Source organism: Roseateles asaccharophilus, from assembly GCF_031458115.1.
GTDB lineage: Bacteria > Pseudomonadota > Gammaproteobacteria > Burkholderiales > Burkholderiaceae_C > Pelomonas > Pelomonas asaccharophilus_A.
The window spans coordinates 364087-387897 of the sequence record NZ_JAVDXV010000003.1 but is presented as its reverse complement, the minus strand read 5'-3'; the positions used below and the strand labels follow the sequence as shown (position 1 = coordinate 387897).

At 70.3% G+C, this 23811-nt stretch carries 19 protein-coding genes; 8 read left to right on the top strand and 11 right to left on the bottom strand.

Translation table 11 applies throughout. The features are described 5' to 3' along the window. Positions 1-7: 7 nt before the first annotated feature. Positions 8-1945: a sensor histidine kinase, YfiR-like protein-associated gene (locus J2X21_RS10200; protein ID WP_310328017.1), complete on the top strand. Its 1938-nt coding sequence runs from the start codon at positions 8-10 to the stop codon at positions 1943-1945. A 171-nt stretch (positions 1946-2116) separates the two neighbouring features. Here the strand turns inward: J2X21_RS10200 and J2X21_RS10195 are convergent, their stop codons facing one another. The 11 genes from J2X21_RS10195 to dgoD form a co-directional block, all read right to left on the bottom strand. Beyond that, the gene (locus tag J2X21_RS10195) at positions 2117-3061 is read right to left on the bottom strand and encodes a LysR family transcriptional regulator (protein WP_310328015.1); all 945 of its coding nucleotides are present in this window, start codon (positions 3059-3061) and stop codon (positions 2117-2119) included. A 23-nt stretch (positions 3062-3084) separates the two neighbouring features. Beyond that, positions 3085-3873, bottom strand: coding sequence for an SDR family oxidoreductase (locus tag J2X21_RS10190; protein WP_310328013.1), 789 nt, complete (start codon positions 3871-3873; stop codon positions 3085-3087). A 204-nt stretch (positions 3874-4077) separates the two neighbouring features. Next, on the bottom strand, positions 4078-5241 hold the full coding sequence (locus J2X21_RS10185) for a glycoside hydrolase family 53 protein (protein WP_310328012.1): 1164 nt from the start codon (positions 5239-5241) through the stop codon (positions 4078-4080). Further along, entirely contained in the window at positions 5234-6226 is a 993-nt protein-coding gene (gene araH, locus J2X21_RS10180) for an L-arabinose ABC transporter permease AraH (RefSeq protein ID WP_310328011.1), read from the bottom strand. The genes J2X21_RS10185 and araH overlap by 8 nt, the downstream gene beginning before the upstream one ends. A gap of 2 nt (positions 6227-6228) precedes the next feature. Next, positions 6229-7737, bottom strand: coding sequence for an L-arabinose ABC transporter ATP-binding protein AraG (araG, locus tag J2X21_RS10175; protein ID WP_310328010.1), 1509 nt, complete (start codon positions 7735-7737; stop codon positions 6229-6231). 78 nt (positions 7738-7815) lie between these two features. After that, on the bottom strand, positions 7816-8793 hold the full coding sequence (locus tag J2X21_RS10170; protein WP_310328346.1) for an arabinose ABC transporter substrate-binding protein: 978 nt from the start codon (positions 8791-8793) through the stop codon (positions 7816-7818). A 26-nt stretch (positions 8794-8819) separates the two neighbouring features. Next, positions 8820-9707: an SMP-30/gluconolactonase/LRE family protein gene (locus J2X21_RS10165; RefSeq protein ID WP_310328008.1), complete on the bottom strand. Its 888-nt coding sequence runs from the start codon at positions 9705-9707 to the stop codon at positions 8820-8822. Next, a complete protein-coding gene (locus J2X21_RS10160; protein ID WP_310328007.1) occupies positions 9704-12091 on the bottom strand; it encodes a beta-galactosidase in 2388 nt (795 codons plus the stop codon). The genes J2X21_RS10165 and J2X21_RS10160 overlap by 4 nt, the downstream gene beginning before the upstream one ends. A 37-nt stretch (positions 12092-12128) precedes the next feature. Further along, the gene (locus J2X21_RS10155; RefSeq protein WP_310328006.1) at positions 12129-12746 is read right to left on the bottom strand and encodes a 2-dehydro-3-deoxy-6-phosphogalactonate aldolase; all 618 of its coding nucleotides are present in this window, start codon (positions 12744-12746) and stop codon (positions 12129-12131) included. A 1-nt stretch (position 12747) separates the two neighbouring features. Further along, entirely contained in the window at positions 12748-13653 is a 906-nt protein-coding gene (locus J2X21_RS10150; RefSeq protein WP_310328005.1) for a 2-dehydro-3-deoxygalactonokinase, read from the bottom strand. Further along, complete coding sequence (gene dgoD / locus J2X21_RS10145) at positions 13653-14801, bottom strand: galactonate dehydratase (protein WP_310328003.1); 1149 nt, start codon at positions 14799-14801, stop codon at positions 13653-13655. Before dgoD ends, J2X21_RS10150 begins: the two co-directional genes overlap by 1 nt. 509 nt (positions 14802-15310) lie before the next feature. On the opposite strand from dgoD, the gene J2X21_RS10140 reads away from it, so the two are divergent. From J2X21_RS10140 to J2X21_RS10110, 7 genes are all read left to right on the top strand, one after another. Next, complete coding sequence (locus tag J2X21_RS10140; protein WP_310328001.1) at positions 15311-15895, top strand: LysE family translocator; 585 nt, start codon at positions 15311-15313, stop codon at positions 15893-15895. Next, positions 15895-17349: an aminotransferase-like domain-containing protein gene (locus J2X21_RS10135; RefSeq protein WP_310327999.1), complete on the top strand. Its 1455-nt coding sequence runs from the start codon at positions 15895-15897 to the stop codon at positions 17347-17349. Before J2X21_RS10140 ends, J2X21_RS10135 begins: the two co-directional genes overlap by 1 nt. Positions 17350-17608: 259 nt before the next feature. Next, positions 17609-19141 (top strand): DUF4331 domain-containing protein, encoded by a 1533-nt coding sequence (locus J2X21_RS10130; RefSeq protein ID WP_310327996.1) that lies wholly within the window; start codon positions 17609-17611, stop codon positions 19139-19141. Between the two features lie 14 nt (positions 19142-19155). Next, positions 19156-19416 (top strand): hypothetical protein, encoded by a 261-nt coding sequence (locus tag J2X21_RS10125; protein WP_310327994.1) that lies wholly within the window; start codon positions 19156-19158, stop codon positions 19414-19416. Beyond that, positions 19413-20579, top strand: a complete 1167-nt coding sequence (locus J2X21_RS10120) for an ATP-binding protein (RefSeq protein WP_310327992.1) — start codon at positions 19413-19415, stop codon at positions 20577-20579. Before J2X21_RS10125 ends, J2X21_RS10120 begins: the two co-directional genes overlap by 4 nt. Next, positions 20576-21706, top strand: coding sequence for a HupE/UreJ family protein (locus tag J2X21_RS10115; RefSeq protein WP_310327990.1), 1131 nt, complete (start codon positions 20576-20578; stop codon positions 21704-21706). Before J2X21_RS10120 ends, J2X21_RS10115 begins: the two co-directional genes overlap by 4 nt. Continuing rightward, the gene (locus J2X21_RS10110; RefSeq protein WP_310327988.1) at positions 21703-23772 is read left to right on the top strand and encodes a TonB-dependent receptor; all 2070 of its coding nucleotides are present in this window, start codon (positions 21703-21705) and stop codon (positions 23770-23772) included. Before J2X21_RS10115 ends, J2X21_RS10110 begins: the two co-directional genes overlap by 4 nt. Positions 23773-23811: the final 39 nt, after the last annotated feature.

Sequence of the window (23811 nt, the reverse complement as noted above, 5' to 3'; positions counted from 1 at the left end):
GTTCAAGATGTCGTTACAGCGCAGGCTGCTCGGCGTCACGATGCTGACGTCGCTGGTGGCCCTGCTCGTCGCGCTGGGCGCCATGGTCGCCTACGACCTGCGCGCGTATCACGAGGCCTGGGTGGCCGACCTGCAGGCCCAGGCCGAGCTGCTGGGCCGCGCGACAGCACCGGCTCTGGAGTTCGACGACCACAAGGTGGCCAGCGAGAACCTGGCGCTGCTGCGGCTGCAGCCCAAGGTGCACGCCGCGGCCATCTACGGCACCGATGGCGACCGATTTGCGTCCTACAGCGCACCGGGCTTCGACGCGCTGCTGCCGTCGCGCGCGCAGGCGGCCGGCGTGCGGCGCGTGGACGGCGACCTGGTCGTCGTGTTGCCGGTCCACGAGGGCGAGCGCGTCATCGGCAGCGTGCTGCTGCGCGCCAAGTACGAGATCTACGAGCGCGTGCTGACCTATCTGGGCATCGTCGCCGCCGTGGTCATCGTCGCGCTGGGCGTGGCGGCACTGCTGTCGACGCGGCTGCAGCGGGCGATCGTTCGACCCATCCTGGCCATCAGTGACGTGGCCCGCGACGTCATGCAGCGGCAGGACTATTCACAGCGCGCGCCCAAGACGACCGACGACGAGGTGGGCGTGCTGGCCGATTCCTTCAACGGCATGCTGGGCGAGATCGAGCGCAGCACGCGCGAGGTGCTGCGGCTGAACGAGGAATTGGAGGCGCGGGTGCACGAGCGCACCGCGCAGCTGGAGGCCTCCAACGAGGAGCTGAAGCTCGCTACCGCGGTGGCCGAGAAGGCCAATCGGGCCAAGTCGGAGTTCCTGTCCAGCATGAGCCATGAGCTGCGCACGCCGCTGAACGCCATCATCGGCTTCGGCCAGCTGCTGGGCGGCGAGGTGGGCGAGCCCAAGCCCGAGCGTCGGCGCGAGTTCGTCGAGCACATCGTGGGCGCCGGCAAGCATCTGCTGACGCTGATCAACGAGATCCTGAACCTCGCGCGCATCGAGAGCGGCCATGTGGAGCTGTCGCTGGAGCCGGTGCTGCTGGACGACGTGCTGGCCGAGTGCCGACGCATGATCGACCCGCAGGCCGCGCAGCGCGGCATCGCGCTTCATGTCGACGCCGGCTGCCGCCATGCGGTGCTGGCCGACCGCATGCGGCTCAAGCAGGTATTGCTGAACCTGATCAGCAACGCGATCAAGTACAACCGCCCGAACGGCTCCGTGCATGTGGGCTGCAGCATGGTGTCCTCGCAGCAGGTGCGCATCTCCGTGCAGGACACCGGGCGCGGCCTGACGCCCGAGCAGCTGGAGGCACTGTTCCAGCCCTTCAACCGGCTGGGCCAGGAGGCCGGGCCGGAGCAGGGCACGGGCATAGGCCTGGTGGTCACGCAGCGGCTCGCGGAGCTGATGGGCGGCGCCATCGGTGTGCAGAGCACGCCCGGCGTGGGCAGCGTGTTCTGGGTGGACCTGCAGGCCAGCGAGATGCCCGCGTTGCCGCGCGCCGAGACCGACTGGGGCGACCTGCCGGGCCTGGCCACGCCGCTGGCCGGCCAGCGGCCGGCGACCGTGCTGTACGTGGAGGACAACCCGGCCAGCCGCAAGCTGGTGGAGGAGTTGCTGAGCCGGCGCGAGGACCTGCGCCTGCTGACCGCCACCGACGGGCGCATGGGCCTGGACATGGCGCGCGAGCAGCAGCCCGACGTGATCCTGATGGACAACAACATGCCCCACATCAGCGGGCGCGAGGCGCAGGCGCTGCTGAAGCAGGACCCGCGCACGTCGCACATCCCGGTCATCGCGCTGACGGCCAACGCGATGCCCGACGCGGCCGCCGCCGGTCTGGCCGCGGGCTTCTTCCGCTACCTGACCAAGCCGCTGGACCCCGGCCTGCTCATCGAGGCGCTGGACAGCGCGCTGGCGACGGCGCGGCGGCAGCGCCGCTGATTGGGCCTGTTCACACCACGGGGGCAGGTCTCAACCCGAACGGAAGGCCATCCGCCAGGGGCCACTCCGTGTTGCACCGCTTGCTCGCATCTCAATGCGAGCGGCGCGCTGCGCCCTGATTGGCCCCTGGCGGATGGCCTTCGCGACCTACTCCCGTGGTGCGAACAGGCTCTAACCGGCCTTGCGCTGGGCCTGCTCTCGCAGACAGGTCAGCATGAGTTCAGCGCCGGGCGACAACTGATGGCCGCGCCTCGTGACGATGCCGTAGGCGTCCATGCGCAGGCCCAGGTCGATGTCCAGCACGGTCAGCTGGCCGGTCTCCAAATAGCCCTTGACCAATTCCTCGGGCAAGGCCACCACCATGTCGGACTGCGCCAGCAACCGTGTGATGACAGGCAGCGACAGCGTCTCCACGGCCTGCTGCGGCTGGTCCAGGCCCGCGGTCAGGAACAGCGAGGTGAGCCGGTCGCGCAGGATGCTGCCGCCAGGCGGCAGGATCCAGGCCTGATTGGCCAGCTCCTGCAGGCGCAGGTCGCTGCGCCCGGCCAATGGGTGGCCGGCGCGCACGATGAGGCTGTGCGGCTCGTCGGTCAGCGGCTCGAAGCTCAGCTGCGCGGCGGACTCGCTGTCCAGCACGCGGCCGATGACCAGGTCCAGCTCGCCGTTCTGCAATTGCTGCGTCAACAGCTTGCTGGTGTCCACCGTGATGGCCACGTGCACGCGCGGCTGGCGCGCCTTCAGCGCGATGACGGCGCCCGGCAGCAGCGTGGCGGACGGCGTCAGCACCGAGCCCACGGCCACGCGGCCGGCCAGGCCCGACAGCAGTTCCATGACCTCCTGGTGCCCGGCATCCAGCTCGGCCAGCGCGGCGCCGGCACGGCGGATCATGACCTCGCCATACCAGGTGGGCGCCACGCCGCGCGGCAGCCGATCGAACAGCTTCACGCCTAAAGCGTGTTCCAAGTCGGCCAGCAGCTTGGAGGCCGCCGGTTGCGTCAGGTTGGCGGCCTGCGCCGCATGCAGGATGGAACCATGACGGCCCAGCTCCACCAGCAGCACCAGCTGACGCGTCTTCAGATGCGAGCGGACGAAGCGGTCGGAGCGGGGATCGGTCATGCGGTGCGGGTGAGGCGTGAGGACTACTCGTGGTACAGCTGGGAGCGCCCGCCGTCGATGAGGATGTCGGTCGCGTTGATGAAGCGCGCCTCGTCGCTGGCCAGGAATAGCGCCGTGTAGGCGACCTCGAGGGGCTCGCCGATGCGCTTCGAGGGCAGCAGATCGATCTGGCGCTGCGCCTCCTCGGGCGGGATGCTTTCCAGCCATTCGACCACGCGCTCGGACAGGATCAATCCCGGCGAAATCGAATTGACACGCACGTTGCGCGCCGCGTACTGGATGCCCAGCGCCTTGGTCAGGCCGATCAGCGCATGCTTGGCGACCGGATACGGAAAGGCATCCGGAATGATGCGATGGCCGTGCACCGACGCGACATTGACGATGCTGCCGCCGCCGTTCTCCAGCATGCCGGGCAGCACGGCGCGGCTGCAATGCAGCGCGCCCTCCAGATCCACCGCGAAGCAGCGCTGCCACTGCTCGGTGGTCATGGCCAGCGGCTCGGCGAACACGTTCATGCCGGCGTTGTTGATCAGCACGTTGATGGCGCCGAAGCGCTCGGCGCCCTGGGCGGCCATCGCGCGCACGGCGGCCTCATCCGAGATATCGGCAGCGATGAACATCGCGCAGGCCTCGCCCAGCTCGGCCAGCAGCGCCTCGCTGTGCGGCGTCTGGCGCAGGTCGTTGACGATGACCTTGGCGCCCTCGGCGACGAACAGCTTCGCGACGGCCTTGCCTATGCCCTGCGTCGCACCGGTCACCAGCGCGGTTTTTCCCTTGAGCCTTGATCCGGCGGTTGACCGCTCGCTACTCATCGAAACCTCTTGCACTGAACAGCTTGTCCAAATCCCCATCTCCACGACATTCACGACGAGCGCTGCACGCCCGCTGGTGCGGCGCCGCAGGCCGCTGGCTGCGTTGCTCCTCCTGGTGGGCACGAGCCCACTGCGTCGTCACGCCTTGCCAGCGACCCGGCTCGCCACCCCCTCGGACGCGCTCAACCGCCGGCTCAAGGCTGCTCATTGCGTGTAGCGCTTCCAGGTGTCCAGCACCGGCAGCGCCTTGCCCTGGAAGTCGAACAGCGTGGTGTTGGACACCACGTTGGGGCCGGGCTGGCCCGTGCCTTCGCGCAGCGCCCAGCCGATCTTGGGGTTGGCGATCATGATGGGGTCCCAGTACAGCACGCCCAGCACGCGCGGGTGCGCCTTGCAGGCGGCCAGCAGCTCGGCCATGAAGTCGCGCTGGCCCTCGGGGCTGCTCATGCTCGCCGGGTAGGGGCCGTTGTGTTCCAGCTGGCCCGGCCAGCCGTCGGGCTTGGTGGGCGCGAAGTTGAAGCCGGCCTCCATGACGAGCAGGTCGCTGTCGTAGCGCTTCGAAATGGTGTCGCAGAAGCTCATCAGCTGGCTGACGTTCTTCTTGGTCCAGAACGGGTAGTAGGACGGGCCGATGACGTCCCATTTCACGCCCTGCTTCCGGGCGTTGTCGAACCAGTCGATGTACTTGGCCTCGTTCCCGCCGTCGTCCAGATGCAGCACGACGCGCGACGTGGGGCTGACGGCCTTCACCGCCGCGTGGCCCACCTTCAGCAGCGCGCCCAGCAGCGGCCAGACCTTGGTGCTGCCGTAGGGATACATCATCCCGTGCTCGATCTCGTTGCCCAGCGATACGAACTCCGGCGGCGTGCCCTGGTCCACCAGCGCCTGCATGACCTCGCGCGTGCGCTGCTCGACGAGCACCAGCAGGCGCTTGAAGCGGGCCATGTTGTCGGGCAGCTTGGCCAGCTCGGCCCGCCAGGCGGTGGGCGGGTCCTGCGTCTTGGAGTTGGTCCAGAAGTCGCTGTAGTGGAACGTGAACTGGATCTGCATGCCCTGCGCTTTCGCGCGGCGCGCAAGGCGCAGCACGTCGGGCAGGTCCATCGAGCCCTCGGGCCAGTACCAACCGTCGTTGCCGGTGCCAGGGCCCGTGCGGTCGTACAGCCGGATGCGCGCGATGTTGTGGCCGTAGCGCTTCAGGATCTCCAGGCAGTCGCCCGGCTGGCCGTCACGGTCCTTGTAGACCGCGCCGGCCTTCTCCAGCCACGACAGCGCGGAGATGTCGCCGCCGGCCAGCAGCGGCGTGGCGGCATGTGCTGCAGGCAGCGCCGCTGCCAGCGACGAGGCCAGCAGGGCGCGTCTGTCAAGCACGACGCTCACCGCGCGTCTTCAGCTGGTCGAGCAAGACCGCCGCCAGCAGGATCAAACCGCGGACGAGGTACTGGTAGAACGCATCGACATTGAGCAGGTTCATGACGTTCTCGACCGTACCCATGATGAGCACGCCGATGACGACGCCGAAGATGCGCGCCTTGCCGCCGGCCAGCGACACGCCGCCCAGCACGCAGGCGGAGATGACGTCCAGCTCGAAGCCGGTGGCCGCGTTGGGCTGGCCGCTGGTGATGCGGGCCGACAGGATCAGGCCGGCCAGCGCGGCGACGACGCCTTGCAGCAGGAAGATCCACACCCGCAGCCGCTCCACGCGCACGCCGGCCAGGCGCGCGGCCTCGGGGTTGCCGCCGATGGCCAGCGTGTTGCGGCCGAACACCGTGTGGTTGAGCAACACACCGAAGATGACGAAGCAGACCACCGTCATCCAGATCGGCAGCGGCAGGCCCAGCACGACGGTGTCGCCGAAGGCGAAGAAGCTCTCGTCGGCGATGCCCACGGCCTGGCCTTGCGATGCAATGAAGGCCAGGCCACGCACCATCAGCATGGTGGCCAGCGTAGCGATCAGCGCGTTGACGCGCAGGTAGGCGATCAGCACGCCATTGCCGGCACCGATCAGCGCGCCGGCCAGCAGGCCGGCACCGATGGCGATGGGCACGCTGCCGGTGCGCTCCAGCACCATGGCACCCAGCACGCCGGCAAAGGCGATGGTGGAACCCACGGACAGGTCGAAGTCACGCGAGGCCAGGCACAGCATCATCGTGCAGGCCACCATGCCGATCTGCGCGACCGACAGCAGCAGGCCGACGATGTTGGCCGACGAGAAGAAGTTCTCGACGGTGAAGGCCAGCACGGTGAAGAGCACCAGGTAGCCCAGCGTCATGCTGTGCTCCTTCAGCAGGGCGCGGGAGGTGGAGTTCATGGCGGGGCTGGGCGACGTCGGCGCCGATTGAGTGGTCGTGTTCATGATCAGTGGACGGCGGCAGAGGCCCCGTCAGGCAGTGCAAGCGCGAGCGCGGCGGTCTCGCTGGCGTCGGCGCGGTCGAGTTCGCCGCTGATGCGGCCGTCACGCATGACGATGAGGCGGTCGGCGATGCCCAGCACCTCGGGCAGCTCGCTGGAGATGACGATGACGCAGCAGCCCGATGCGGCCACGTCGTGGATGATCTTGTAGATCTCGTTCTTGGCGCCTACGTCGATGCCGCGCGTGGGCTCGTCGAGGATGAGCACCTTGAGGCCCGGCTCGGCCAGCCAGCGCGCCAGGATGACCTTCTGCTGGTTGCCGCCGGACAGCAGGCGGATCTCCTGCTCGCGGTGCGGCGTCTTGATGCGCAGCTTCTTGATGAAGTCGTCGGCACGCTGCTGCTCCTGGCCGTGGCGCAGGAACACGCCGACCGACAGGTCGTGGCGCCGGCAGCTGATGTTGATGTTCTCGGCCACCGACGAGTGCGCCAGGATGCCCTGCTCCTTGCGGTCCTCGGGGCACAGCACGATGCCGGCGGCGATCGCGTCGGCCGGGCTGGTGGCGCGCACGGTCTTGCCGTCCAGCAGCACCTCGCCGCCGCGGCGGTGGTCGGCGCCGTACAGCAGGCGCATCAGCTCGCTGCGGCCGGCGCCCACCAGGCCGAAGAAGCCCAGCACTTCGCCGCCGCGCATCGCGAAGCTCAGCGGCTCGGGCAGGCGGTCGCTGCGCAGGCCGCGCGCCTCCAGCCGCACGGGGCCGTGCTGGCGGGCGCGGTAGTCGTAGATGTCCTTCACCTCGCGGCCCACCATGTCGCTGATGAGGCGGTCGCGCGGCACCTCGGCCATCACATCGTGCGTGACGATCTTGCGGCCGTCGCGGAAGATGGTGCAGGCGTCGCACAGCTCGTACAGCTCCTCGAGCCGGTGCGAGATGTAGATCAGCGTGCGCCCCTCGGCGCGCAGGCGCTTGACGAGCTTGAACAGGATCTCGGTCTCGCGGTGCGACAGGCTGCTGGTGGGCTCGTCGAAGGCGATGACCCTGGCGTCCTGCATGACGGCCTTGCAGATCTCCACCATCTGGCGCTGCGCGATGGACAGGTCGTTCAGCCGCGCGGCCGGGTCGAGGTCCACGCCGATGTTGGCCAGCTGCTCGGCCACCTTCTTGCGCGCGGCCTTGTGGTCGACGAAGCCTAAGCGCGTAGGCAGGCGGCCCAGCAGCACGTTCTCGGCCACGGTCAGCTCGGCCACGTACTGCAGCTCCTGGTGAATGATGGCCACGCCCGCGGCGATGGCATCGCCAGCCGACGTGAAGTGGCGCTCCTGGCCGTCGATGAGCAGGCGCCCGCCGTCCGGCTTGTACTGGCCGCCCAGGATCTTCAGCAGCGTGCTCTTGCCGGCGCCGTTCTCGCCCAGCAGGCCCATGACCTGGCCTGGCCGCGCTTCAAAGCTCACCCCGTTCAGCGCCTTGACGCCGGGGAAGACCTTGCTGATGTTGTCGAACTGCAGGGAAGACATGTCAACGCCGATCGGCCGCCCGGAGGCGTTGAGCGCCCCCGCGGGGGGCAGTGAGTGAAACGAACGTGGGGGTCGTCATCACAGCCCCATTTGCTTGCGGATTTCCGCTTGGTTCGCACGCGTCATCAGGATGCCGCTGGTCAGCGTGACCGGCGGCGGCGTCTTGCCGGCCGTGGCCCAGTCGTAGACCATGGCCGCCGTCTCGTAGCCGTGGCGCTTGGGGCTGATCAGCACGGTGCCGAAGAAGCCCGTGGCCGTGGGCTTGGTGAACTCGTTCAGCGCCGTCTGGCTGCCGCCGATGCCGATGGCCAGCATCGCGTCGGCCTTGATGCCGCGGCCTTCACCGGCGCGCACGGCGCCCAGTGCCGCTTCGTCGTTCAGGCCGAAGGCGACCCACTTCTTGAACTTGGCGTTCTTCGTGAACGCGATGTTGGCCGCGTTGAAGGCGCTCTCGGTATCGGTCTTGGCCTGCGGCGCGTCGACGACATTGGCCGCGGGCATGCCGCCGGCCTTCAGCGCGTCGACGGCGCCCATGGTGCGCTCGCGGCCCGTGGGCAGCTGGTCATAGGCGACGCGCAGCACGCCGACTTCCTCCAGCTTCCAGCCGCGCGCCTTGATCTCGGCCAGCAGGCCGGCACCGACCTGTTTGCCGATCTCGTAGCCCGAGATGCCCATGTGCGGGATGTCGGCAATGGGCTTGCCGGCGCCGTCCACCAGCTGGTCGTCCACGGACATGACCTTGAGCTTGTGGCGCTTGGCGGCGCGGTTGATGGCCACGCCCAGCTTCACGTCGGGTGCGCAGATGACGAAGCCGACCGCCTTCTGTGCGGCCAGGTTGTCGATGGCGGCCAGCGTCTTCTCGCCATTGGGCACGCCGATCTTCACCAGCGTGAAGCCCTTGTCCTTGGCGGCTGCTTCAGCGAACTTCCATTCGTCCTGGAACCAGGGCTCCTCAGCCTGCTTGACCAGGAAACCGATCTTGACCGGGTCGGCGGCCTTCGCGGCGAGCGGCAGTGCAGCCAGCGTGGCCAGGCTCAGGATGGTGCGTCGTTGCATCGTCATGTCGTCTCCTTCTCGGTCCATCAATCGTCAAACAAGGTGTCTTCGACGGCCAGCGCCTGGGGCAGGCGCAGGCCGAACAGGCTGCCGGACAGCGGATGCGCCGCCAGCGCTTCGCGGCCCAGGTCCGCGCGGGCGGTGGTGACCATCAGCTGGTCGCCGCCCTCGCCGCCCAGCGCGGGGCAACTGGTGTGCGGGGCCGCGGCGGTGTAGGTTGCCATCAGCCGGCCCTCGGGGTCGTAGCGTGCCACGCGGCCGGCACCCCACTGCGCGTTCCACAAGCAGCCCTCGGCATCGATGACGGAACCATCGGGCTCGGCGTCAGCGACCTCCACGAAGGAGCGCACGTTCTCCACCTGCGCGCTGTCGGCGTCGTAGTCGCACTGCTGGATGCGATGCGTCAGCGAGTCGCAGAAGTACATCGTGCGGCCATCCAGGCTGAAGCAGATGCTGTTGGCGATGGCCACCGCCGGCAAGGCCAGCCGGCGCAACCCGTGCTGCAGCGAGTATTGGTAGAAGCTGGCGATGGCGCGCTTCTCCTTGGCCTCGTTCAGCGTGCCGAACACGAAGAAGCCGCGGCGGTCGGTGCGGCCGTCGTTGACGCGGGTGCGCGACTCGGCGGCGTCCACGGCGGCCAGCGTCTGCAACTGGCCCAGCGCCATGTCGTCGCCCACCGTGGCCAGCGCGATGCGCTTGGCCAGGCCCAGCAGCACACGGCCCGAACGGCAGTGCGCGAAGCTGCCCAGACGGTCCGGCAGCTTGCAGGACTGCGCCTCGGCATCGCCGGGCCGCCAGGCGTTCAGCGTGGCGCCCTGGATGTCGGTCCACCACCAGCGCCCGCCCTGCCACAGCAGGCCTTCGCCCAGCGTGGCGGTCTGCGGCAGGGCCAGTTCGAGCGGGGCCTGCGTCATGGCGTGATGGCGGCGCGGCGAACCGGCAGCAGGCGGGCACCGCGCAGCTCGGCGACCTGCGTATGGCCTTGCGCGAACGTCGGCCGATGCGCGGCATCGATGTAGATGGGCGCGTCGGCGCGCAGCGGCAGCACGGTGAGCTTCAGCTCGGCGCCGGGCTTGAGCGCGAACTGCTTCAGGCCGATCTGCCAGCGCTGGCCGTTGTAGTACCAGTCGTCCAGCATCGTCGTGCCCGAGAACACGCGGCCGATGTCGCCGACGATGTCCAACTCCAGCAGCACATCCTCGTCCTTTGCTGAGGCTTGAGCCGGCAGCTTCAGAGACCAGCTTGCGGCCGTCGCGAAGGCTTCGGGAATGGGCTGCACCGCCGCACCGGCCAGGCCACCCTTCAACACGCGCGGCGCATTGCCGGCCGGGCGCGTGGCTTTGATCTGCAGCGTGGGGGCGTCGCCCGTGCTGGCGACTTCCAGGCGTTGCAGCAGGCCGTCCTGCCTGACCTGCACGCCCGCGCCGCTCGGCTTGGGCAGCGCCGGGAAGACGGCCGCGCGCAGCGGCTGCACACCCACGCCGCGCAGCTGCAGCTTGCCGTCGGCGGTCCAGGCCTGCTGGTCGCTGAACACCAGGCGGCGCTGGCCGGCGATGTCCAGCACGCTCAACTGCGCCAGTTGCTCCGGCGTCAGCAGCAGCACGCTGACGGCGCGGCCGTTGTGGGTGCCGATACGAGCCAACTGGCCATCTGCGGCCAGGACCTTCAGACCTTCAGGCAGCGCAAACTCGGCGGGCACGCCCGCCGTGGTGGCGAACACGTGCACGATGCCTTGTGCGCCGGCATCCAGCCGCGTGACCGGCTGGGCCGTCGCGTAGCGCAGCTTCACGCCGTCCAGGTCCAGGTTGAAGGGCCAGACGAAGTAGGCGCCGTTGGGCAGGTCCACCGGCTTGGCTGGCAGCGTGACGACGCCGCCCGGCAGCTGCACCTCGAAGCGCACGCCGAGCTGGGCCGGCATGGCGTACTGGCGCACGTGGTTGTTGAAGAACAGGAAGCCGCTCTCGCCATTGCTGCGCACGGACCAGCGCGGCGTCTGCAGATCCGTGGGCTTGGCGGGCGAGCGCTCGGGCTGGCGCACGGTCATCGTCGCCAGCTTGCTGCCGTGTTCACGCAGGAAGTAGTGATACGGGCGCAGCTTGGTCAGCACCTCGCGCTGCTGGCCGTCCGGGCCCAGCGGCGCCTGGAAGTCATAGTTGATGCGCGGCGTGTCGTTGTAGCCGCCGCTCAAGCTGCTTTCCTCCAGGCCCGTGCCGCCGATGCCGACGGCGTTGCGGCCGCCGTGGAACATGTAGTAGCCCAGCAGGTTGACGCCCGAGCCGATCTGTACCGGCAGCATGGATGCGATGTCGTCGGGCGACACCAGCGTGCGGCGGCGGTACATGGCGGGCAGGCCTGGGCCGTACTCGGCGCCGAAGAAGGGCACCTTGTCCTTGTCGGTCTCGGCGGTGCCCATGCCGTGCGACTTGGTTTGCGCGCCGAGGTCGCCGCTGACGCGGGTGTCGAAGCGGAAAGCGTGCGTCTCCTTGGCCGGCAGCTCCTTGTCGCTCGTGGCCCAGGGCTCGTCGGGGTAGCCACCGAACACCGGAATGACCTCGCCCGACGGATAGACCGTACCGTCCCAGCCGGTGACGGTGTAAAGCGGCACGTCCATGCCGGCCTTCAGCGCCAATGCCTTGAGCGCGCTGATGTGGGCTTCGCCACGGCCAGCGCCACGGATGTTGTACTCGTTCTCCAACTGCACGCCGACGATGGGGCCGCCGTCCTTGAACAGCAGGCCCTTGATCTGCCTGCCGATCTCGGCGTAGAGCTTCTCGACATGGCCCAGGTATTCGGCGTCGTTGCCGCGCGTGGGCATGGCATCCACCACCCAGTCGGGGATGCCGCCGTAGCGCACCTCGGCGTGCACCCAGGGGCCTACACGCACCACCATGTCCAGGCCCGCCGCCTTGGCGGCCAGCACGAAGCGGCGCAGGTCGCGGTTGCCCTTCCAGTCGAACGCGCCCGGGCGCTCCTGGTGGTGGTTCCACATCACATAGCTCGCGACGACGTCGATGCCGGCGGCCTTCATCAGACGCAGCTGCGCGTCCCACTGCGAAGCCGGCGCGCGGCTGTAGTGATACTCGCCCATGACCGGCAGCCAGGGCTGGCCGTCGCGTAGGAGGTACTGGTTGTTGACGGCCAGCGTCTGGCCCTTGGGCGACACCGCGGTACCCATCTTGATGTGGCCCGTGGTGGGCGCCGGCACGGCGGCGCGGGCGTCCAGCTTCAGCAGCGTGTCGGCGGCGGCGCCCTGGGCGGCCAGCAGCAGCGCTGCGCTCAGCGTGAGCATGCGGTTCATGGTTTGTCTCCGCTCGTTGTTCTTTTGTTGTGGGTCGTCAGAGCGCGCGCCAGGCGTCGGCGAAGGCACGGGCCCGCTGCCCCACCTCCGCCGCGCCTAGCCCCGGGCTGTACAGCGCCGAGCCCAGGCCGAAGCCGGTGGCGCCCGCCTTCACATAAGGGCCCATGCTGTCGGGCGTGATGCCTCCTACCGGCAGCAGTTGCAGCGTCCTGGGCAGCACGGCCCGCATGGCCTTCACGATGGTCGGCGTGACCAGCTCGGCCGGGAACAGCTTGACCGCATCGGCACCCGCGTTCACTGCGGCGAAGGCCTCCGTCGGGGTGGCCGCACCGGGCACGCAGAACAGGCCACGCGCCTTGGCCGCGCGGATGACTTCCACGTCGGCATGCGGCATCACGATGACCTTGCCGCCGGCGGCCTGCACTTCATCGACGGCCTGCACGCTGAGCACGGTGCCGGCGCCGATGACGGTGTCGGCCGGCATGCGGCGGGCCAGGCGGGCGATGGAGGCGCAGGCGTCGGGTGAGTTCAGCGGCACCTCGATGACGCGAAAGCCTTCGGCGTACAGCGCATCGGCGATGCCCTCGACTTCGTCGGGCTTGACGCCGCGCAGGATGGCGACGAGGGGCAGGTGTTGCAGTGCCGTGTCCAGCATGTCAGATCAGCTTCATGGTTTGCGCCAGGGCCCACAGGCCGGCCGGCGCGGTGTTGTCGAGCAGCAGCGGTGCGGGCTGTCCCAGGTGCTGCAGCGCCTGCGCGTAGCGGGCGCAAAGCGCCGGATCGCCGATGAGGGCAACGCGCCGCGAGGCGTCTTGCAGTTCGCTGGTGATCTCGTGGCCGATCAGCAGGCCGGACAGGTAGTCGGGCAGTTGATCGGCGGCCAGTTGCTTGAACAAGCCCAGCGTGCGCACGGCAAAGAGCTGATGGCCCAGACCGCCGGCTTCCTGCGCCGCATCGACGCCCTTCAGAAAGGCTTCGGGCGACGCCGGCGAGCTGCCATCGGCCGGCATCAGCCGGTTCAGCACAGAATGCTGGCGCAGCAGCGCGAACAGCTCGCCGGTCATGTGGGTCGCGAAGCCCGTGACCTTGCCGCCACGCACGCGCGCCCACTTGGAATGCGTACCGGGCAGCACCAGCACCGCGTCCTCCGCCAGCGCGGGCTGCAGCGCCAGCGCGCCGACGATCTGCGTTTCTTCACCGCGCATGACGTCGGGCTGGGCCGCGTCGTCCACCAAGCCGGGGATGAAGCTCAGACTCGCGTCGATGGCCAGCGCCTGGGCGGCCAGCGCCGCCGCGTCGCCCGGGCAGCGCACATAGGGCGCTTCCTTCCAGCCGTACTGGCTGCCCACCATGCCGCAGGCCAGCAGCTTCAGCTGCGGCTGCTCGGCACGCCAATCGCCCACCAGCGCATTCAGTGCGGCGGCATAGACGTCGGCGCCCTTGAGCGTGGCCGCACCGTCGTCGGACTGGCGCGTGGCCAGCACCTCGCCGCTGGCGCCCAGCAGGAAGGCGCGCAGCCGCGTGCTGCCCCAGTCCAGCGCGATGAGCCTGGCTTCAGACATCACCACTCCGCGACGCTGCCGTCGGCGTGGCGCCAGACGGGGTTGCGCCAGTCGGGCGCGTTCTTGCTGGCCTCGATGACCCGCTCCTCGTCGATCTCGACGCCCAGCCCCGGCTTGCGCAGCGGGTTGATGTAGCCGTCCTCGATGCGGAAGTCGTCCTTGTTCTTCACGAAGTCCAGCAGCTCGGCACCCTTGTTGTAGTGGATGCCCATGCTCTGCTCCTGCAGCACGGCGTTGTGCGACACGAAGTCCACGGCCAGGCAGGACGCCAGCGCCACCGGGCCCAGCGGGCAGTGCGGCGCGAAGGCCACGTCGTGCGCCTCGGCCATGCCGGCGATCTTGAAACACTCGGTGATGCCTCCGGCGTGGGACAAGTCGGGCTGCACGATGGCGATGCCGCCGGCCTGGAACACGCGCTTGAAGTCGAAGCGCGAGAACATGCGCTCGCCGGCCGCCAGCGGGATGGCGGTCTGCTCGGCCAGCCTGGGGTAATACTCGGCCTGCTCGGCCAGCACCGGCTCCTCGACGAACAGCGGGCGGTACGGCTCCAGCGCCTTCAGCAGCGGCTTGGCCATGGGCGCGGCGACGCGGCCGTGGAAGTCGATGCCGAACTCGATGTCATGGCCGAAGGCGGCGCGGATCTCGGCGATGCGGGCCACGGCCTCGTCCACCTTGCGCGCGCTGTCGACGATGCCCAGCTCCTCGGTGCCGTTCATCTTGAAGGTATCGAAGCCACCTTCGCGCAGCCGCTTGATGTCGTTGATGATGTCCGCCGGGCGGTCGCCGCCGACCCAGGAATAGACCTTCATCTTGTCGCGCACCAGGCCGCCCAGCAGCTCGTAGACCGGCTGGCCCATGACCTTGCCCTTGATGTCCCACAGCGCCTGGTCGATGCCCGCAATGGCGCTCATCAGGATGGGGCCGCCACGGTAGAAGCCCGCGCGGTACATGACTTGCCACAGGTCGTTGATGCGCGACGGGTCCTGGCCCACCAGGTACTCGGACAGCTCGTGCACGGCCGCCTCGACGGTGCGCGCCCGGCCTTCCAGCACCGGCTCACCCCAGCCGACGACGCCTTCGTCGGTCTCGATCTTCAGGAACATCCACCGCGGGGGCACACGGTAGGTCGTCAGCTTGGTGATTCGCATGAGCTAGAGGGTCGTTCAAGAACGGTCCGCAGCTTAGGAGCGTCAGCTAGTTTGGAAATATTGTTTCTCGATCTTCAACTATTCATATTTCATATAGATCAATCGGCCGCCTTGCGCGCAAACCGTGACCAGTTCATGACCACCCTGAATAAAACCCGGGTTAACCCTTGCAAACCCTGGTGAAAACCCTTAAAGTAAAACCCGTATCAACAAGGAAGCAAAGGGAAAAAAATGGAACTGCTGATCATCACGCTGACGTTCTCGGTCGTGGCCATCGTGGCCCAGCTGAGCGATGTGACCGTCAACAAGTTCGGCGCCAACGCCGCTTGAACTGACGTAGTCAGGGCGCCCTGGAGGCGCCACAACGATGCAACCCGTATGGCCTGCCCTGCGGGTTTTGTCTTTTCTGGGCCGGCACCGCTGTACGGGTCGTTGCACTGATACAGCTCGGCCGCGCCGCACGGGCGCTGTGCCTTGGCCGGCAGCGCGCCGGCCGCTGCAATGCGGGCATGGATGAACTGCTGCCCCTGGCCGGCTACTGCGCGCTGATGTCCGGCACGCCCGGCCCCAACAACATGATGCTGGTCGCCAGCGGCGCCCACCACGGCTACCGGCGCACGCTGCCGGCCATCCTGGGCATCAACGCGGGCGGCGCCGTGCAGACCTTCGCCACCTGCATGGGCCTGGGCGCACTGTTCACCACCTGGCCGGCGCTGCACGCCGCGCTGAAGCTGGCGGGCACGCTCTACATGCTGGTGCTGGCCTGGAAGCTGGCCGGCAGCGCCGCCGCGCAGGACCGCCCGCCCGAACGGCTGGGCTTTGCCGAGGCTGCACTGTTCCAGGCCGTGAACCCCAAGAGCTGGCTGAAGGCCATCACGCTGGCGTCGGTGTTCATGCCGCCGCAACTGGGCATCGTGCCGGGTGCGCTGCTGGTGAGCCTGGTCGGCGCGCTGATCGGCTTTCCCTGCATCTCGATGTGGGCGCTGTTCGGCACAGGCATTGGTCGCTTCCTTGGCAGCCCAGCGCGTCGGCGGGCCTTCAATGCCATCATGGGCGCCTCGCTGGCGGTGCTCGCCTTGATGCTGTTGCGCTGATGTTCTCTCTGGATCGCGATTCCTCCACCCCGCTGGCCGACCAGATCGAGCAGCGCCTGCGCGCGCTGATGACCAGCACTCAGCTGCCGCCCGGCGCGCGGCTGAACTCCATACGCCAGCTCGCGACGCGGCTGGGCGTCAGCCCCAACACGGTCGTCGCCGCCTATGACCGCCTGGTGGCCGATGGCTTGATCGACTCGCGCGGCACGGCCGGCTTCTTCGTCGCCGACGGCGCCGCCGACGCGATGCCCGACGCCACCCGCGTGGAGGCCGGCGAGGAGCAGGAGGCCGTCTGGCTGGCCCAGCAGGCCAACGACCAGAAGGCCGGCGTGCTGCTCGCCAGCAGCGGCGCATTGCCCGCCGCCTGGCTGGAGGACGCCATCCCGGCCGCCACCGTGCAGCGCGGCCTGGCACGCGCCAGTGCCGGCATGGCCACGCGCTGCCCGCCTCAGGGCCTGCCCGAACTGCGCGAGCGCATCGCCGCACTGATGCGCAGCCAGGGCATCGCCGTCGACGCGCGCCGCGTGCTGACCACCTACGGCGGCACGCAGGCCATCGACCTGATCTGCCGCGCCTTCCTGCGCCCCGGCGACACGGTGGCCGTAGAGACGCCCGGCTACTTCCTGCTGTTCGACCGCCTGCGCCAGGCCGGCGTACGCATGCTGCCCGTCGCCCGCCGGCCCGACGGCATAGACCTGGAGCAGCTGGACGCCGTCTGCACCCAGCACCGTCCGCGGCTGCTGTTCCTGCAGAGCGTGCTGCACAACCCCACCGGCTGGGGCAGCACGGCCGCCAACCTGCACCGCGTGCTGATGCTGGCGCAGCGCCACGACCTGCTGATCGCCGAGGACGACGTGCAGGGGCACTTCCACCCCGGCGTGCCGACACGCCTTGCGCAGCTGTCCGGGCTGGACCGCGTCATCTACTACTCCAGCTTCTGCAAGGCCATGAGCCCCGCGCTGCGGCTGGGCTACATGGCCGCCGAGCCGGCGCTGATCAAGGCGCTGATGCGCGAGAAGATCGTGTCGGTGCTGACCACGCCGGCGCTGAACGAATGCGTGCTGCTGGAGGCGCTGGCCGCCGGCCGCTGGCGCAAGCACCTGGACCGGCTGCAGCAGCGCCTGGCGCAGGCGCGCGGCGCCGCGACGCAGCAGCTGCGCGAGGCCGGCGTGCTGCTGGAGCATCCGGGGGAAGGCGGCCTGTTCCTGTGGGGCGCGCTGCCGGCCGGCGTGGATGTGGACGCCGTCGTGAAGGACGCGTTCCGCAACGGCATCCTGCTGGTGCGCGGCGCGACCTTCGCCGCCGACGGCGCTCGCGATCCGCACATCCGCTTCAACGTCGCGTTCGCGCAGCCTCCCAGGCTGGCGCAATACCTGCGCGAGCAGCTCAGCGCCGCCACCAGTGCCCAGCGCGCGCTGGAGCGGGCGCGCCAGGCCGGCGCCGCCGTGCGCTGACACGGCCAGCCAGCCTCGCGCGTACGCACGCCGGGCCGCACCGGATGCGCCGGGCCGCGACATCGCGTCGCGCCTATCGGTGACACGCCCCTGCCGCCATGGGAAGAACAGCCGCGCCCGGCCCGCCAGCGCCCGCGTCGCAATCCCGTGTCGCCGGCAGGGACACATCCACGCCCCGGCGGGGTGCGTAGAACGGTGCAGGCGCCGCCGCAGTAGTCGGGCTGCGTCCTACCGTCCCTGCAACGACGAGGAGCTTCCCATGACCCTGTTCCCAACGCTGACGCCACTGCGCGTCGTTCTTCTGGCGGGCGGCGCGCTGTGCGCCGGCCTGGCCTGCGCGTCCAGCCACCGCGAAGCGCCCTTCATCACCACCGTCCCCAAGGCCGACGCCTCGGACTTCTACATGTTCATGAGCTACGAATCGGGCCGCACCGATTACGTGACGCTGATCGCCAACTACCTGCCGCTGCAGGACGCCTACGGCGGCCCCAACTACTTCTCGCTGGACCCCAACGCGCTGTACGAGATCCACATCGACAACAACGGTGACGCGAAGGAAGACATCACCTTCCAGTTCCGCTTCAAGAACACGCTGAAGAGCACCGCGCTGACCATTGGCGACAAGAGCGTGGCCATCCCGCTGATCCAGTCCGGCGCCGTGGCCGACGTGAAGGCGGCGTCGCTGAACCTCAACGAGAGCTACACGGTGGACATCGTGCGCGGCGACCGCCGCTCCGGCACGCGCGCCGCGCTGACCAACGCCAGCGGCGGTGCGACCAGCTTCGACAAGCCGGTCGACAACATCGGCAAGAAGACCATCGCCGACTACCCCGCCTACGCCGCCAAGCACGTCTACACGGCCGCCATCCCCGGCTGCACGCAGGCCGCCCGGCTGTTCGTGGGCCAGCGCAAGGACCCGTTCGCGGTCAACCTGGGCACCATCTTCGACCTGGTCAACGCGCCGGTCGCCGTCATCACCGACCCGGCCCTCATCAACGCCGCGCCCAACACCATCGACGCCAAGAACGTCACCACGCTGGCGCTGGAGGTGCACAAGAGCTGCCTGGTGGCCGGCAACGAGACCGTCATCGGCGGCTGGACCACCGCCAGCATGCGCCAGGCCCGCATCCTCGACCCGACCCCCAAGGCCGGCCACCAGAGCGGCGACAAGGCCGGCGGCGCCTGGGTGCAGGTGTCGCGGCTGGGCATGCCGCTGGTCAACGAGGTCGTCATCGGCCTGCCTGACAAGGACCGCTTCAACGCGTCCAAGCCCAAGGACGACGCGCAGTTCGCCACCTACGTGACCAACCCCACGCTGCCCGCGCTGCTGTCCGCCGTGCTGAATCTGCCCGGCGCCGCGCCCACCAACCTGCCGCGCAACGACCTGGTCACCACCTTCCTGACCGGCATCAAGGGCGTCAACCAGCCGGCCAACGTCGTGCCGTCCGAGGCGCTGCGGCTCAACACCGCGATCGCCGCCGTGCCCTTCCCGCAGCAGAACCGGCTGGGCATCGTCGGCAACATCCTCGCGCAAGGCAACGACAACGCCGGCTTCCCCAACGGCCGCCGGCCCAAGGACGACATCGTCGACATCTCGCTGGTCGCCGTCATGGGCGGCCTGTGCATCGCCAACGGCGACGGCAACGCTTTGGGCTTCGGCACTGCCTGCAAGCCGTCGGCCGTGCCGCTGGGCGCCACCGTGTTCAAGCTGCATGACGCGGTGGACCAGGCCGTCGTGCCACTGCTGCCCGGCTTCCCCTACCTCGCCACGCCCAACGGCGGCACACAGTGAACCGGGAGCCTGCCATGAAGCGAACCCTTTACCCGACCGCCATCGCCGCGGCCGCGCTGCTGGCCGCCTGCGGCGGCGGTGGCGACGACGACCACCCCGCGCCGCCGGTCGACAAGACCAGCGTGCCCGACAGCGCGCTGGTGTCGTCCAGCGCTTACACGCAGTTCACGCTGACCACCACGGCCGCCAGCAGCGAGACCGCCGAGCCGTTGACGGCCGACCGGGTCATGGTCCCGCCCGCCAGCGAGACCGACGAACCGGCGACCGTCAGTTGAAGTCCGCGCAGGCCCTGCTGCTCGCCTGCGCCACCGCGACCGCCGCCCACGCGGCCCCGCCCTTCACGCCTCGCCTGGATGGCGAGGTCGTGGAGCGGCTGCCCCTGCGCGCTGGCGCGGCGGACGAGCGCGCGCGGCGACGCGCCGAGCAGCGGCAGCTGCTGCAGCAGCCCCGCGATGCGGACCTGGCGCTGCGCCACGCCCGCGAGGCGCTGGAGCGCGGCCGGCGCAGCGGCGACGCACGCGAGCTGGGCAACGCCCAGGCCTGGCTGCAGCCCTGGTGGACCGACGCCGCCGCGCCGCCCGCCGTGCGGCTGATGAAGGCCACCGTGCTGCAGGCGCGCCACGAGTTCGACGCCGCGCTGGTCGAGCTGGAGCGCCTGCCGCCGCCCGCCCAGCTTCCGCCGGCCGTGGCCGCCCAGGCCGGGCTGACGCGCGCGACGCTGCTGCAACTGCGCGGCCGCTGGGCCGACGCGCGCCACCAGTGCGAGCAGCTCGCCGCGCCTCCGCTGGCTTTGGCGCACGGCGAGGCCTGCCTGGCCGAGCTGGACAGCCTGCAGGGCCGCCAGGCGGAGTCCGCCCTGCGCTTCGCCGCACTGGGCCGCCGGCGCGACGCGCCGCAGGCCTGGCTGGCACTGCTGCGCGCCGAGGCCGCCGAGCGGCAAGGCCATGCCGCCGCCGGCACGCTGTATGCGCGGGCGCTGCAGCTGAACGACGACATCTACACCCGCGCCGCCACGGCCGACTGGCTGCTGGCCGCCGGCCGGCCGGCCGAGGTCACCGCCATCGTGCGTGCAGGCCAGCCGGACGATCTGCCCGATGCACTGCTGCTGCGCGCGGCCATCGCGGCCCAGCGAATGAAAGCTCCCGGTGCGGCCTCGATGGCGCAGCAACTTCAGACTCGCTTCGTCGCCGCAGCCGCACGTGGCGACGACGCCGCCCATGCGCGCGAACGCGCCCGTTTCGCGCTGGACGTGCAGGGCGACGCCGCGCTGGCGCTGCAGCAGGCCACGCTGAACTGGCAGCAGCAGCGCGAGCCTGCCGATGCCGTGCTGCTGCTGCGCGCCGCGCGCGCGGCCGGCCGCCCCGACGCCGCTGCGCCGGTGCAGGCCTTCGTGCGCGATCAACGCCTGCACGACCGCCGCCTGCAGGAGCAGCCATGACGCGCTGGCTCGCACTGCTGTGGCTGGCTGCCGCGCCGGCCTGGGCGCATCAGGCCAGCGACGCCTACCTGCAGCTGGCCGTGCAAGGCCAGGCGGTCACGCTGCGCGCCGACATCGCGCTGCGCGACCTCGACCGCGACCTGGTGCTGGACGCCGACGACGACGGCCAGCTGACCTGGGCCGAGGTGCGCGGCCGCGAGGCGGACCTGCAAGCGCTGGTGGCGCGCGACGTGCCGCTGCAGGTCAGCGATGACGGGGGCAGGCCTTGCGCGCCCGGGCCGTTCGCGCCGCTGCAGCTGGCAAGCCGCGGCAGCGGCACGCATGCGGTGCTGCAGCGCACCTGGACCTGCGCCGCCGCGCCCGCCGGCGCCGCGCTGGACTACCGGCTGTTCGCCGCCACCGACCCGACGCACCGCGGCCTGCTGGCCTGGCGCGGCACGGCCGGCGTCGTCGCGCCCGGCGGCGCCCCGTTGCGCCTCGCGCTGGACGCCAGCGCCGCGGCCGACGCGCCGGGCCTGGGCGCCGTGTTCCGCGACGGCGTGCATCACATCTGGATAGGCATAGACCACGTGCTGTTCCTGCTGGTGCTGCTGCTGCCCGCCGTGCTGCGCCGCGAGGCCGGCCACTGGCGGCCCGCCGACGCGTGGCGGCCGGCGCTGTGGCGCGTGGTGGGCATCGTCACCGCGTTCACGCTTGCGCACTCCATCACCCTGGCGCTGGCCGCGTTCGGCTGGCTGCAGCCGCCGGCCCGCGCGGTCGAGAGCCTCATCGCGTTCAGCGTGCTGCTGGCCGCGCTGAACAACCTGCGGCCGGTGGTGGTCGACGCGTCCTGGCGCTTCACGTTCGCGTTCGGCCTGGTGCACGGCTTCGGCTTCGCCAACGTGCTGCAGGAGCTGGGCCTGCAGCGCGGCGACATGGCCTGGCCATTGCTGGCGTTCAACCTCGGCGTGGAGGCCGGCCAGCTGGCCATCGTCGCCGTAGCGGTGCCGCTCGCCTGGGCCGCGCGGCGCTGGCGCGGCTACCCGCGCTGGGTGCTGGGCGCCGGCTCGGCGGCCGTGGCGCTGCTCGCGCTGGTGTGGCTGGTGGAGCGCGCCTTCGACATCCAACTGTTGGGAGGGGAACCATGAAACCGAGCCTGCTGGCCGCGGCCGCGCTGGCCGCCCTGACCGGCGCGGCGTCCGCGCAGACCGTCGCGCTGCAGCGCGTGGAGGTGGTGGGCCGCCACTACGACAACGCGGTTGGCAGCAGCGACGCGGCCTCGCAGGGCAGCGTGCGTGCCGAGCTGATCGCGAGCCGGCCCGTGCTGCGCACCGGCGAGCTGCTGGAGTTCGTGCCCGGCCTCATCGTCACGCAGCACAGCGGCGACGGCAAGGCCAACCAGTACTTCCTGCGCGGCTTCAACCTGGACCACGGCACCGACTTCGCGACCACCGTCATCGGCCTGCCGGTCAACATGCCCAGCCATGCGCACGGCCAGGGCTATGCGGACCTGAACTTCCTGATCCCCGAGCTGGTCACGCGCATCGACTACCGCAAAGGCCCCTACTTCGCCCGCAACGGCGACTTCTCCGCCGCCGGCTCGGCCGACATCGACTACCAGCGCCGGCTGGCCGCGCCGTTCGCGCAGCTGACGCTGGGCGAGGGCCGCTACCGGCGCGCGCTGGCGGCCGGCTCGGCCGGCGTCGGTGCGGGGCTGCAGCTGCTGGGCGCGTTCGAGGCGTTGGGCAATGACGGCCCCTGGCGGCTGCCGGAGGACCTGCGCAAGCGCAACGCGGTGCTGAGCCTGTCCGGCGGCGACCCCGCGCAGGGCGGCGACAGCTGGCGCGTGGCGCTGATGGACTACCGCGCCCGCTGGACCGCGACCGACCAGGTGCCGCAGCGGCTGATAGCCGCCGACAGCTTCAATGGCCGGCCGTTCGGCCGCTTCGACGCGATCGACACCAGCGACGGCGGCGACACGCGCCGCACCAGCCTGTCCGCCGAATGGCAGGGCGACGTGGACGGCCGTGTCACGCGCGTGGCCGCTTACGCGCTGCACTACCAGTTGTCGCTGTTCTCCAACTTCACCTACGCGCTGGAGCGGCCCGACACTGGCGACCAGTTCTCGCAGCAGGACGACCGCGACGTCTGGGGCCTCAGCGCCAGCCACGCGCTGCCGCTGCAGCTGGCCGGCCGGCCCGCGCGCGCCGAGCTGGGCGTGCAAGTGCGCCACGACCGCGCCCGCGTGGGGCTGTTCGACACGCAGGCCCGCGCGGTCATCGGCACGACACGCGACGACCGCGTGCGCGAGACGCTGGCCGGCGCCTGGGGCGAGCTGGGCGTGGAATGGACGCCCTGGCTGCGCAGCATCGTCGGCGCGCGGGCCGACACGGCGCGCTTCCAGGTCGACAGCCTCAGCAACGCCGCCAACTCGGGCCGCGCGCGTCAGACGCTGGTGTCGCCCAAGGCCTCGCTGGTGCTGGGCCCGTGGCGGCGCACCGAGCTGTTCGTCAACGCCGGCCAGGGCTTTCACAGCAACGACGCACGCGGTGTGACCGCCCGCGTGGACCCGCGAAGCGGCGACCCGGTGGACGCGGTGCCCGGCCTCGTGAAGGCGCGCGGCCTGGAGCTGGGCCTGCGCAGCGAGATCGTGCCGGGGCTGCAGACCTCGCTCGCGCTGTGGCGGCTGGCGTTCGACTCCGAGCTGGTCTATGTGGGCGACGCCGGCGCCACCGAGGCCAACCGCCCCAGCCGCCGCCACGGCGTGGAGTGGAACAACCGCTTCGTGCCGCGGCCCTGGCTGCTGATCGATGCCGACCTGGCCTGGACCCGCGCGCGCTTCGCCGACGCCGACCCGGCCGGCAACCGCATCCCCAACGCGGTGGACCGCGTCGCATCGCTGGGCGTCACGCTGCGCGAGCTGGGCCCGTGGTCGGCCAGCCTGCAGTGGCGCTACCTGGGCAGCGCGCCGCTGATCGAGGACGGCAGCGTGCGCTCGCGCGCGTCGCTGACGACCAACCTGCGCGTCAGCCGGCGCTTCGGCACGCGCACGGAGCTGACGCTGGACGTCTTCAACCTCGCCGACCGGCGCGTCAACGACATCGAGTACTTCTACGAGTCGCGCCTGCCCGGCGAGGCCGCCGCGGTGGCCGACCGCCACCTGCACCCGGCCGAGCCGCGCACGCTGCGCGTGGCGCTGCGGCACGATTTCTGAGCCGCGCGGTCCGGCGGGAATCCAAATCAGCCGGCGCTG